Source organism: Zavarzinia sp. (assembly GCF_041650655.1).
GTDB lineage: Bacteria > Pseudomonadota > Alphaproteobacteria > Zavarziniales > Zavarziniaceae > Zavarzinia.
The window spans coordinates 1-10,649 of the sequence record NZ_JBAZKR010000119.1; the positions used below are offsets into that span (position 1 = coordinate 1).

The window sequence follows — 10,649 nt, forward strand, 5'->3', positions numbered from 1 at the left end:
CGGATTGACCTGCAGGAGCCCCGAGAGGACGTTCACGTGGTTTTCCAGGAACAGGCTCAGCATCGGATTGCCGGTCATGTCCTCGAAGGGGCCGGCGGCGCGCTTGTGCTCGCCCGAGAAGAGGTCGACCGCCACCGTCCGCGTTTCGGCATTGGAGCCGGGCGCGATCGCCAGGCGCACCTGGTCGGTGAAGGAGGGGCCGTAGGTCGGCTCGTCCGCTGTCTTCCGGCTGTAGGCATAGGTCAGCACGTCGCCCGGCTTGGTATTGTCGAGCTGCGGCTCCTCGAACAGCAGGCTCGCCGCGTCGGGCGGCACCTCGGCCGAGAGGGCCGCCGGCCCGGCGGCTGAGAGCGCCAGGACCAGACCCAGAAGGTGCTTCCGCAAGATTTCCTCCCCGCGCTTTTTCTTGGCGCCCAGTGTCGCCCCGAACGGGCGCGGGCGCCTCTTAATTAGCTCTCAAGCCTCAGCGCCCGTGGTGGGAATTGCCGGCCATGTTGAGCATGAAGCCGCGGCCCCGCACGGTGCCGATGGCGGGGCCGCCGACCCGCGTGATGTCGGCGAATTTGCCGCGCAGGTAACCCACGTAGACATCGACCACATTGAGCGAGACGCCGCCCTGGCTGGCCCACAGCTTGTCGAAGATCTCGCCGCGCGAGACCGGGTGGTTGGCATTGTGCATGAGCAGGGCCAGGAGCTCGGCCTCGCGCTGGGTCAGGCGGATGTGCACGGTGCCGAAATGGGCCTGGCGCGACTCGAGGTCGAGCACCAGGCGGCCGACGATGAGCCTTGTGCTCTCGTCCATGCCCACCGAACGGTGCAGCAGATGGGCGCGCAGCCGGGCCACCAGCTCGTCGAACTGGAAGGGCTTCACGATATAATCGTCCGCCCCGGCCGAGAGCCCGTCGGCCCGATCCGCCACCTCGTCCTTGGCGGAGAGGAAAAGGATCGGCCCGGTGTGGCCATATTCCCGGAGCGTGCGGCAGACGTCGAGGCCGGAGCCGTCCGGCAGCACCATGTCGAGCAGCACGGCGCAGGGGTTGATGTCCTTGGTGGCGTCCAGCGCCATGGCGGCGCGGTCGACCACGGTGACGTCGAAACCATCGGCCTTCAGGCCGCGCACCAGGATCGAGCCGATGTCGGGATCGTCCTCGACGAGCAGCAGGTTCATGGCGTTTCCTCCTGGTCTTCGCCGTCCGCGGCAGTGGCGGGCAGCAGGATGGTGACGGCGGTGCCGCTGGCGGCTTCCGGATTGGCGGCGAGCGAAATCCGCCCGCCGTGGCGCGCCACCACCCATTGGGCGAGGGCGAGGCCGAGGCCGAAGCCCGAAGGCTCGGCCAACTCGCGCCGGGCGAAGCGGCGGAACAGGCCGGGACGGAGCGGCTCGGGAATGCCGCAGCCGTCGTCCGCCACGGTGATGCGCTGGCCTTCCGGCACCGCTTCGAGGGTGACTTTGATGGTCTGCGCGCCCTTGGCGTGGCGCAGCGCATTGTCGATCAGGCCTTCGACCACCTGGCGCAGCCAGTCGCCGTCCGCCCGCGCGTGTTGCGGCGCCTCGGGCAGGGCGAGGTTCAGGGCGACGCCGCGGCGCCGGGCCTGGCCGGCCAGGCTCTCCACCGCCTCGGTCAGCACGGGGCCGAGTTCGATCCACTGGAAGAAGAGGTCGATCTCGCCCGATTCGGAACGCGCGACGCGCAGCAGGTCCTCGACCCGCCGGTGCAGGCGGAGTGCGCGCTGGCGGATGGTGGTGAGCACGGGGCGTACCGTCTCCTCCGGGATCGTGGGCGAGCGGAGCGCCACGTCGCATTCGCCGAGCACCACCGTCAGCGGTGTCCGCAGCTCGTGCGAGACGTCGGCGAAGAAGCGCCGGCGCGAACGGTCGATCGCGGCCAGGCGCTCGTTGGCGCGGGTGAGATCCGCGGTGCGTTCGGCGATGATGCTCTCGAGGTCGGCGCGGTCCTGGGCCAGGCGCTTCTCGCGCCGGGCCAGCTTGGCCGCCATGCGGTTGAAGCGCGCGACCACGAGGCCGAGTTCGTCATGGGCGCCGACGGAAAGGCGGGTCGACAGATTGCCGCCGGCGACCGCGCGTGCCGCCCGCTCGATCGCGCCGATCCGGCCGAGCAGGGGCCGGGTGATGCGCCGGTGCAGCAGGATGCCGGCGAAGGCGGCGAGCAGGGCGGCGACCACGGCCCCGGCGACCAGCCGGCGCGAGGTCTCGGCCAGGGCATCGCGCCCGCGCGCGACCGCGGCCCGTTCCGCCTCGACCAGGGCGGAAAGGCCGGGACCGGCCGAGAGCGCGAAGGCGTTCAGGGCGCCGCGCACGGCATCGCCCCGCCGGCCCGCGTCGGCGGTGGCGAGGGCCCGCTGGGCGGCCTGGTCCAGGGTGGCGAAATCGGCGCGCAGGCGGGCGGTCGCCCTGCCGTCGCCACTGCTGCCGTCACCGGTGCTGCCGTCGGGGATCGCGTCGAACGCGGCCATGGCCCTCTCGGCACTGGCGCGCAAGGCGGTCAGACGGGCGGCGCCGTCCGCCGTGGCATCGGCCCCGGCAATGGCGGCCAGGGCATAATCGGTGAAGCGGCCGGAGACTTCGGCCAGCAGGTCCAGGCGGTGTTGCGACAGGGTCAGCCGTTCCAGCGCCGCATCGGAGACGCGGGCGGCGAAAATCACGCCGCCGGCCGCCAGCAGGGTGACCAATACGGCGCCGCTGACGAAGACCAGGAGGCGCGTCCGGATCGAGCCCTTGGCCGCCCGCGGTGCCGCCTCGGACGGGGCGGCGCGGCGCGGCGCCTGAACCCGGATCGGGGTCGTGCCCAGAAGTGGCGAACCCGGCCCGCTCTCTGCCGTCGCGGCCATCGTTCTTCCTCCCATTATTTCCGGCGCCGGGCTTGGCCCTGGTGCCGGGCGATCTTGTTTCGATCGGCGAACAGAATGGCGACCGAAGCCGCCCTTCCGCCACTGTACTATCGGATGAATTGGCCGAAAGCGCGAGGCCCGTCGCCGACCGTCACTTCGCCGACGACTTTCAGTCCTTCGGTGTCGATCGCACTCAGGCTGTTGGAAAACCAGTTGGCGACATAGACGCGGGCGCCGTCCGCACTGGCGGCGATGCCTTCGGGATAGTCGCCGACCTCGATCTTGGCCAAGGGTGCCAGGGTCTCGAGGTCGAAGACCGAGACGGTGCCGCCATATTGATTGGTGACGAAGCCCCGGCCGCGGGCCAGGGCGACGGCATAGGGCCGTTCGCCCACCTTGACCGTGCCCATCACCCGGCGGGCGGCGAGATCGACCACCGAAACATCGTTGGAGCCGACATTGGCGGCATAGGCGCGCCTGCCGTCGGCATCGATGGTGACGCCGAAGGGCCTGGTGCCGACCGGGATCACCGCGAGGCGGGTCAGGCTGCCGGCATCGATCAGGGAGAGGGCGTTGTCGTCGCGGTCGGCGGTCAGCACGAATCTGCCGTCCGGCGTGACCGCGACGCCCGAAGGCGAGGTGCCGACGGCGACGCTGGCCGGCGCCGCCTCCCCCTCGGGATCGAGCACCCAGAGACGCTTGGCATACCAGTCGGCGACATAGAGCGGCCGCCCGGCGGGGGCGACCGCGATGCCGAGCGGCCCGCCGTCGAGCGCGATCCGGCGCAGCACGCGACGTGCGGCGGTGTCGATCACGCTGACGAAGCGGCCCTCCGGACTGGTGACATAGGCCCGCGTGCCGTCGGCCGAGACGGCGATGCCGGCGGGTTCCCCCGGCACCTCGATGCGGGCGGCGGTGGTCATATGGTCGAGATCGACCACCACGACCTGACCGGCCGGCTGGTCGGTCACGAAGGCTTCGGCGGCCGCGGCCGGACCCGCCGCCAGGGCAGCGAGCAGTGCCGAGGCCAATGCCGCCTGCATGGTCACGAGCCTTTTTCGACCTTGGCCTTCAGGGCGTCGAGTCCGGTCCGGTAGAGCTTGGTGACCGCGGCCACGGCGGCATCGTCGTCGAGTTCGGGCGGCGGGTCGTTGTTGGGATAGCCGCGGTAGAAGGCGCCCTTCCATTCGACCGTCGACGTCCCCGCCGCCTCGCCCGGCAGGACGGAGAGGGTGGCGGCGTAATTGGTGACCGGCAGGACTTTCACGTCGACCGTAGTGATACGGTAGGAATAGCTCATTTTCTCGGCCGAATACTTATAGAGCACTTCGTCGATCGTGCCGCCGCCGGCCAGGGTCAGGTGGCGGCTCGGATTGAGGCTGTCGTCCGCATCGCTGACCACCGTATTGCCGCCCTTGCCTTCGGTCTTGGCGATGCCGGGGTACCAGCTCATGTCCTGGAAGTCGCCGATCACGGCCCAGACCTTTTCCGGCGGGGCGGCGATGGTCACTGTCTCGGTCACCTTCTTGCGCACCGGGCCATGGGCTTCGGCGACCAGGGGGATGGTGGCGATCAGGCCGGCGAAGGCCAAGGCAACTGCTCTTCTCATGGGCGTTCCTGTTTCCCGTTGGTGGCGCCCGCTGGCTTGCGGGTCTTGCGTGACGGAGAGGGTGGCTCAGGGCGGCGAGGCCAGCAGCTCGTCCGAAAGGAATTCGGCGGCGCGGCGCCAGGATTCGTCGTTGTCGCCGCGAAAATTGATCTGGCGGAAGAACAGGCGGTGGCCGTCGGCCGCGTCGAAGACGCCGATCCAGGCCTGGATCAGCATGGTCGAGACTTTCTGGACAGTGCCGGTCAGCACGAGGTCCGCCCCGGCGGCGCGGGCCGCGGCCAGGATGCAGTCGCTGTCGCCGGCAGGACAGGCTGCGGCGGCGTCGGAGGTGACCAGACGGTAGGGGCCGGCGGCGCCGAGCTGGCTGCCCAGGCTGTCGCGCGCGGCGGCCAGGCGGCGGTCGTGATCGGCACCCTGGTCGCGCGGCTCGCCCGAGGTATCGAGGAAACCGAAGGGCATCAGCAGCACGGCACGGGTCGCGGCCGAGGCGGGCAAGGCCAGCGCCGCGACCAGGAAAATGGTGATGAGGCCCGCCGTCTTCGCCATGGGATCCCGCATGGAAAATGCCGTCGCCGTGCAGGATACAATTGATTCTTCGGTGTCGTCGATCTGTCGCGTTAAAAATAAGAAAATCATAAGAACATGATCAATCGACGAGAGACAATCGAGCGCAGGACGAAGATTCAGTATTATTTTGCAATGCGAAACAACAATTGACGGCGAAGCTGAGATCAATTTCAGAAAGATGTCGCGAAAAGGCTCTGCCCAGGGGGTGGAGGCGCTGCTATAGTGCGTCAGGTCGACAGACAACGGCCCGAACGATGGAGGAAACCCGATGAAGAAGTGGACGAAGCCCCGGATCGCCGAACTCCGCCTCGGCATGGAAATCAACGCCTACGCCTGCGCCGAGCGCTGACGGTTGCGCCGTCGCCGGCCGCCGGTGACGCCTGGAAGACGATGCACATCCTGCTTCTCGGTACGGCGGCCGGCGGCGGTTTCCCCCAGTGGAACTGCCGGACCCCGGGCTCGCGCCGGGCCTGGGCCGGTGACCCGGCCGCCCCCCAGCGGACCCAGAGTTCGATCGCCGTCTCGATGGACGGCGAGCGCTGGACCCTGATCAACGCTTCGCCCGACCTCCGGTCGCAGATCCTGGCCAATCGCCAGCTCTGGCCGCGCGAGGGCCTGCGCCATTCGCCGATCGGCGACGTGGTGCTGACCGGGGGCGAGATCGATTTCGTCACCGGCCTGCTCACGCTCCGTGAAGGCCATGAATTCGCCCTCTACGGCACCGCGGTGACGCTGGTGACGCTGGACGCCAACCCGATCTTCGGCGCCCTGCCGCCCGAACGGGTGCCGCGCCGGGTGATCGAGGCGGGGGTTCCCTTCACGACCGCGGGCGGCGTGTCGATCACGCCCTTCCTGCTCGCCGGCAAGGTGCCGCTCTATCTCGAGAAGGCGGCGGGCAGCCTGGCCGGCGCACCCGGGACGACGATCGGGCTCACCATCGAGGGCGGCGGCAAGCGGGTGGTCTTCGTGCCCGGCTGCGCCGCCATCGACGACGCGCTGCGCGGCCTGATCGACGGCGCCGACCTGCTGCTGTTCGACGGCACGCTGTGGCGCGACGACGAGATGGTGACGCTCGGCGTCTCGCCCAAGACCGGGCTCCGCATGGGCCATGTCTCGATGTCGGGGCCGGAGGGCACGATGGCGCGCCTGGCCGATCTCTCTATCGGCCGGCGGGTGTTCATCCATATCAACACGACCAATCCGACGCTGATCGCCGGCACGCCCGAGAGGGCGGCGGCGGAAGCCGCAGGGTGGCACATTCCCGTCGACGGGGAGGAACTGGCACCATGAACGCGATCATGAGCCCGGACGAGCTGGAAGCGGCGCTGCGCGCCGTCGGCGCCGCCCGCTACCACGACAAGCATCCGTTCCACCGCCTGCTCCATGCGGGCAAGCTGAACGAGACCCAGGTGCGCGCCTGGGCGCTCAATCGCTACTACTACCAGGCCAAGATCCCGGCCAAGGACGCCACCCTGCTGGCCCGGCTGGAAGATCCGGCGTTGCGCCGCGCCTGGCGCCAGCGGATCGTCGATCACGACGGCGAGCGCGAAGGCGACGGCGGCATCGAACGCTGGCTGAAGCTGACCGACGCGCTCGGCTTCGAGCGGGACTATGTCATCGCCGGCCGGGGCCTGCTGCCGGCGACCCGTTTCGCGGTCGATGCCTATGTCCGCTTCGTGGGCGAGAAGCCGCTGCTCGACGCCATCGCCTCCTCGCTGACCGAGATGTTCTCGCCCGGCATCATCCGCGACCGTGTGGCCGGCATGTTGGCGGGCTATGACTTCGTCTCGAAGGAGGCGCTGGCCTATTTCGACAAGCGCCTGACCCAGGCCCCGCGCGACGCCGATTTCGCCCTCGACTACGTGAAGCGCGAAGCCCGCCGGCCGGACCAGCAGCAGGCGGCGATCGCGGCGCTCACCTTCAAATGCGACGTGCTCTGGGCCCAGCTCGACGCGCTCTATTTCGCCTATGTCGAGCCGGGGCTGGTACCGCCGGGGGCCTGGGTGCCGTGACGGCGCCCGTGCCGCGCCTCGCCCCCGGCGTCCGCCTCGCCTTCGACGGCAAGCGCGGGCAATGGCTGCTGCAGGCGCCGGAACGGGTGGTGGTGCTGGACGAGATCGCCCATGCCGTGGTCTCGCGGATCGACGGCAAGCTGTCGCTCGACGCTGTGATCGATGCCCTGGCGGCGGATTACGACGCCGACCGGCGCGAGATCGAAGGCGACGTCAAGGACCTGGTGGCCGATCTCGCCGCCCGCGGGGTGCTCCGATGATGGCGCCGCCGCTGGCCCTGCTGGCCGAACTCACCCACCGCTGCCCGCTGCAATGCCCCTATTGCTCGAATCCGGTCGCCCTGGCCGGGGTGGCGGGGGAATTGTCGACCGCGGAATGGTGCCGGGTGATCGGCGAGGCGGCGGAACTCGGCATGTTGCAGGTCCATTTCTCGGGCGGCGAGCCGCTGGTCCGGACCGATCTGGCCGAACTGGTGGCCCATGCAAGGGCGGCCGGCCTCTATACCAATCTGATCACCTCGGGCGTGCTGCTGGACGCGGCCAAGCTGGCCGTCCTGGTGGCCGCCGGGCTCGACCATGTCCAGGTCTCGATCCAGGATACCGATCCCGACAATGCGGATCGGATCAGCGCCTATCCGGGCGGCCTCGCCAAGAAGCGGGCGGCGGCGCGCCTGGTGCACGAGGCGGGCCTGGCGCTGACCATCAATGCCGTCGTGCACCGCCAGAACCTGGATCGCCTGGGCGAGATGATCGCCTTCGCCGAAGCGGTCGGGGCGGAGCGGCTGGAGGTCGCCCATGTCCAATATTACGGCTGGGCGCTGAAGAACCGGGACTATCTGATGCCGACCATCGGCCAGCTCGACGCTGCGACGGCGACGGTCGAGGCGGCGCGGGCCCGGCTGGGCGGCCGGCTGGTGATCGACTATGTGATCCCGGACTATTACGCGCGGCGGCCCAAGGCCTGCATGGGCGGCTGGGGCCGGCGTTTCGTCAATGTCTCGCCTGTCGGCGCGGTGCTGCCCTGCCATGCGGCGGAGACCGTGCCGGGCCTTGTCTTCGCCACGGTGCGAGAACGCCATCTGGCCGAGATCTGGGCGGCGGATCCGGCCTTCGAAGCCTTCCGCGGCACCGATTGGATGCCGGAGACCTGCAAGGCCTGCGATCGGCGCGAAATCGACTGGGGCGGCTGCCGCTGCCAGGCGCTGGCCCTGACCGGCGACGCCGCCGCCATGGACCCGGCCTGCGACCGCTCCCCCCATCACGCCGGGCTGATCGCGCTCGCGGAGACGGCCTCGGCCCGCCCGGCCGAGATCGCCGCCTATCGCAACTACCGGAACATCTGAGGCGCGTCAGGCGAAGAGACGCGCCGCGTGCCAGGCCAGGTGATCGGCCATGAAGGTCGAGATGAAGTGGTAGGAATGGTCGTAGCCGTCCTGCAGCCGCAGCGTCAGGGGAATCCCGGCGGCCGCGCAGGCGGATTTCAGGCGTTCCGGTTGGAGCTGGTTCGCCAGGAAATTGTCGGCCGTGCCCTGGTCGACCAGCAGCTCGGGCAGGCGGGCGCCGTCCTCGATCAGGGCGACGGCATCATGGCGGCGCCACTTGGCCTGGTCGGGGCCGAGATAGGCCGGCAGGGCCTTCTGCCCCCAGGGCACCTGCATCGGCGCCACGATCGGCGCGAAGGCCGAGACCGACTTGAAACGCCCCGGGTTCCGCAGCGCCACGGTGAGGGCGCCATGCCCGCCCATGGAATGGCCGGTGATGCCCTGGCGCGCCGTGTCGACCGGGAAATGGGCGGCGATCACCGCCGGCAGTTCCTCCGTCACATAGGTCCACATGCGGAAATGCGGCGCCCAGGGCGCCTCGGTCGCATCGACATAGAAGCCGGCGCCCTGGCCGAGGTCATAGGCCGGATCGTCCGCCACGCCGTCGCCCCGCGGGCTGGTATCCGGGCAGACCACGATCAGGCCGAGGTCGGCGGCCGCCTTCCGGTATTCGCCCTTGTCCATGACATTGGCGTGGGTGCAGGTCAGGCCGGAGAGATAGGTGACGACGGGCCGCGGCCCGGCCGCCGCCTGGGGCGGCACGAAGACGGCGAAGGTCATGGTGCCGCCGGTCGCGGCCGAGGCATGGCGATAGACGCCCTGCACGCCGCCGTGGGCCTTGTGGGTTTCGACGGTTTCGATGGTCATGGGTAATCCCTTACGTACCCTCTCGCCCCGGTGAGGGCGAGAGGGCCGGGGCGAGGGGGAATGCGGCCTGAGCTCAGAAGGTGACGACGGCGCGGATCGACTTGCCGTGGTGCATCAGGTCGAAGGCTTCGTTGATCTGCTCGAGTGGCATGACATGGGTGATCATCGGATCGATTTCGATCTTCTTGTCCATGTACCAGTCGACGATCTTCGGCACGTCGGTCCGCCCGCGGGCGCCACCGAAGGCGGTGCCGCGCCAGACCCGGCCGGTGACGAGCTGGAACGGCCGGGTGGAGATTTCCTGCCCTGCCGCGGCGACGCCGATGATGATGCTCTCGCCCCAGCCCTTGTGGCAGCATTCGAGGGCCTGGCGCATCACCGTGGTATTGCCGGTGCAGTCGAAGGAATAGTCGGCGCCGCCCTTGGTCAGTTCGACCAGATGGCTGACGACGTCGCCCGTGATCTTCTTCGGGTTGACGAAATGGGTCATGCCGAAGCGGCGGCCCCATTCTTCCTTGTCGTCGTTGACGTCGACGCCGACGATCATGTTGGCGCCGACCATGCGGAGGCCCTGGATCACGTTGAGGCCGATGCCGCCGAGGCCGAAGACCACGGCATTGCAGCCGACCCCCGCCTTGGCCGTATTGATCACGGCGCCGATCCCGGTCGTCACGCCGCAGCCGATGTAGCAGACCTTGTCGAAGGGCGCGTCGGTGCGGATCTTCGCCAGCGCGATCTCAGGCACCACGGTATAATTGGCGAAGGTCGAGGTGCCCATGTAGTGGTGCAGCGACTGGCCCTTGTAGGAGAAGCGCGAGGTGCCGTCCGGCATCTGGCCGCGGCCCTGGGTGATGCGGATCTTCTGGCACAGGTTGGTCTTGCGGCTGAGGCAATATTCGCACTCGCGGCATTCCGGCGTGTAGAGCGGGATCACGTGATCGCCCGGCTTCAGCGTGGTCACCCCCGGGCCGCATTCGACCACGACGCCGGCACCCTCGTGGCCCAGAATCGCGGGGAAGAGGCCTTCGGGATCGGCGCCGGAGAGCGTATAGGCATCGGTGTGGCAGATGCCGGTCGCCTTGATCTCGACCAGCACTTCGCCCGCCTTCGGGCCTTCGAGCTGAACGGTGACGATTTCCAGCGGTTTGCCGGCCTCGAAGGCCACGGCGGCGCGCACATCCATGGGGGTCGTTCCTTAAGCTGTCCAGAAGCTGTCCAGATGGTCCTGGGCCTGCCACGGCCGATCGGGGAATCGGGGCGGCGGGCAGGCCATACTGCCGAAAAGAGCGACGGGGAAACAGCCTTCGCCGTCTCCCCGCCGCCCCATACTGTCGATCAGGCGGCGAGCACCCCGTTCGCCTTGGCGATATGGGTGGCGATCGCGTCCATCAGCCCGGGCGAGAGCGCATCATAGGGTTCCAGT

Annotated in this window: 13 protein-coding genes; 5 read left to right on the forward strand and 8 right to left on the reverse strand. The window is 69.2% G+C overall.

Annotation, left to right across the window (positions count from 1 at the left end; all coding sequences use genetic code 11):
* The 6 genes from WC493_RS19345 to WC493_RS19370 all read right to left on the reverse strand — a co-directional run.
* Positions 1 to 384 (reverse strand): hypothetical protein (locus WC493_RS19345; protein ID WP_373067542.1); only part of this gene is annotated, 384 nt, incomplete at its 3' end.
* Between the two features lie 79 nt (positions 385 to 463).
* Complete coding sequence (locus tag WC493_RS19350) at positions 464 to 1,168, reverse strand: response regulator transcription factor (RefSeq protein WP_373067544.1); 705 nt, start codon at positions 1,166 to 1,168, stop codon at positions 464 to 466.
* The gene (locus tag WC493_RS19355) at positions 1,165 to 2,850 is read right to left on the reverse strand and encodes an ATP-binding protein (protein WP_373067547.1); all 1,686 of its coding nucleotides are present in this window, start codon (positions 2,848 to 2,850) and stop codon (positions 1,165 to 1,167) included. Before WC493_RS19355 ends, WC493_RS19350 begins: the two co-directional genes overlap by 4 nt.
* A 107-nt stretch (positions 2,851 to 2,957) precedes the next feature.
* Positions 2,958 to 3,893, reverse strand: a complete 936-nt coding sequence (locus WC493_RS19360) for a beta-propeller fold lactonase family protein (RefSeq protein ID WP_373067549.1) — start codon at positions 3,891 to 3,893, stop codon at positions 2,958 to 2,960.
* A gap of 2 nt (positions 3,894 to 3,895) precedes the next feature.
* Complete coding sequence (locus tag WC493_RS19365; RefSeq protein ID WP_373067551.1) at positions 3,896 to 4,459, reverse strand: SRPBCC family protein; 564 nt, start codon at positions 4,457 to 4,459, stop codon at positions 3,896 to 3,898.
* A gap of 66 nt (positions 4,460 to 4,525) precedes the next feature.
* Positions 4,526 to 5,005 carry a DUF2380 domain-containing protein gene (locus WC493_RS19370; RefSeq protein ID WP_373067554.1) on the reverse strand — a complete coding sequence of 160 codons (480 nt, stop codon included), beginning with the start codon at positions 5,003 to 5,005 and terminating at the stop codon, positions 4,526 to 4,528.
* Positions 5,006 to 5,294: 289 nt separating this feature from the next.
* On the opposite strand from WC493_RS19370, the gene pqqA reads away from it, so the two are divergent.
* Genes pqqA through pqqE form a run of 5 tightly spaced genes read left to right on the forward strand, consistent with a single transcriptional unit; the run spans position 5,295 to position 8,380 of the window.
* Positions 5,295 to 5,375 (forward strand): pyrroloquinoline quinone precursor peptide PqqA, encoded by an 81-nt coding sequence (pqqA, locus tag WC493_RS19375; protein ID WP_373067567.1) that lies wholly within the window; start codon positions 5,295 to 5,297, stop codon positions 5,373 to 5,375.
* Positions 5,376 to 5,416: 41 nt separating this feature from the next.
* Complete coding sequence (pqqB, locus tag WC493_RS19380) at positions 5,417 to 6,316, forward strand: pyrroloquinoline quinone biosynthesis protein PqqB (protein ID WP_373067556.1); 900 nt, start codon at positions 5,417 to 5,419, stop codon at positions 6,314 to 6,316.
* Positions 6,313 to 7,038, forward strand: a complete 726-nt coding sequence (gene pqqC / locus WC493_RS19385) for a pyrroloquinoline-quinone synthase PqqC (RefSeq protein ID WP_373067558.1) — start codon at positions 6,313 to 6,315, stop codon at positions 7,036 to 7,038. Before pqqB ends, pqqC begins: the two co-directional genes overlap by 4 nt.
* On the forward strand, positions 7,035 to 7,298 hold the full coding sequence (gene pqqD / locus WC493_RS19390) for a pyrroloquinoline quinone biosynthesis peptide chaperone PqqD (protein WP_373067560.1): 264 nt from the start codon (positions 7,035 to 7,037) through the stop codon (positions 7,296 to 7,298). Before pqqC ends, pqqD begins: the two co-directional genes overlap by 4 nt.
* Positions 7,295 to 8,380, forward strand: coding sequence for a pyrroloquinoline quinone biosynthesis protein PqqE (pqqE, locus tag WC493_RS19395; protein WP_373067562.1), 1,086 nt, complete (start codon positions 7,295 to 7,297; stop codon positions 8,378 to 8,380). The genes pqqD and pqqE overlap by 4 nt, the downstream gene beginning before the upstream one ends.
* A gap of 6 nt (positions 8,381 to 8,386) precedes the next feature.
* Here the strand turns inward: pqqE and fghA are convergent, their stop codons facing one another.
* Both fghA and WC493_RS19405 read right to left on the reverse strand, forming a co-directional pair.
* Positions 8,387 to 9,220: an S-formylglutathione hydrolase gene (fghA, locus tag WC493_RS19400; protein WP_373067569.1), complete on the reverse strand. Its 834-nt coding sequence runs from the start codon at positions 9,218 to 9,220 to the stop codon at positions 8,387 to 8,389.
* Positions 9,221 to 9,299: 79 nt separating this feature from the next.
* Complete coding sequence (locus WC493_RS19405) at positions 9,300 to 10,409, reverse strand: S-(hydroxymethyl)glutathione dehydrogenase/class III alcohol dehydrogenase (RefSeq protein WP_373067565.1); 1,110 nt, start codon at positions 10,407 to 10,409, stop codon at positions 9,300 to 9,302.
* Between the last annotated feature and the right edge of the window lie 240 nt (positions 10,410 to 10,649).

What these genes read in the sequence shown, in the direction of transcription:
- WC493_RS19360 (WP_373067549.1), bottom strand. Translation starts at nt 3,893, where the DNA reads ATGCAGGCGGCATTGGCCTCGGCACTGCTCGCTGCCCTGGCGGCGGGT.
- WC493_RS19350 (WP_373067544.1), bottom strand. Translation starts at nt 1,168, where the DNA reads ATGAACCTGCTGCTCGTCGAGGACGATCCCGACATCGGCTCGATCCTG.
- pqqE (WP_373067562.1), top strand. Translation starts at nt 7,295, where the DNA reads ATGATGGCGCCGCCGCTGGCCCTGCTGGCCGAACTCACCCACCGCTGC.
- WC493_RS19405 (WP_373067565.1), bottom strand. Translation starts at nt 10,409, where the DNA reads ATGGATGTGCGCGCCGCCGTGGCCTTCGAGGCCGGCAAACCGCTGGAA.
- WC493_RS19365 (WP_373067551.1), bottom strand. Translation starts at nt 4,459, where the DNA reads ATGAGAAGAGCAGTTGCCTTGGCCTTCGCCGGCCTGATCGCCACCATC.
- pqqA (WP_373067567.1), top strand. Translation starts at nt 5,295, where the DNA reads ATGAAGAAGTGGACGAAGCCCCGGATCGCCGAACTCCGCCTCGGCATG.
- pqqC (WP_373067558.1), top strand. Translation starts at nt 6,313, where the DNA reads ATGAACGCGATCATGAGCCCGGACGAGCTGGAAGCGGCGCTGCGCGCC.
- WC493_RS19370 (WP_373067554.1), bottom strand. Translation starts at nt 5,005, where the DNA reads ATGGCGAAGACGGCGGGCCTCATCACCATTTTCCTGGTCGCGGCGCTG.
- pqqB (WP_373067556.1), top strand. Translation starts at nt 5,417, where the DNA reads ATGCACATCCTGCTTCTCGGTACGGCGGCCGGCGGCGGTTTCCCCCAG.
- WC493_RS19355 (WP_373067547.1), bottom strand. Translation starts at nt 2,850, where the DNA reads ATGGCCGCGACGGCAGAGAGCGGGCCGGGTTCGCCACTTCTGGGCACG.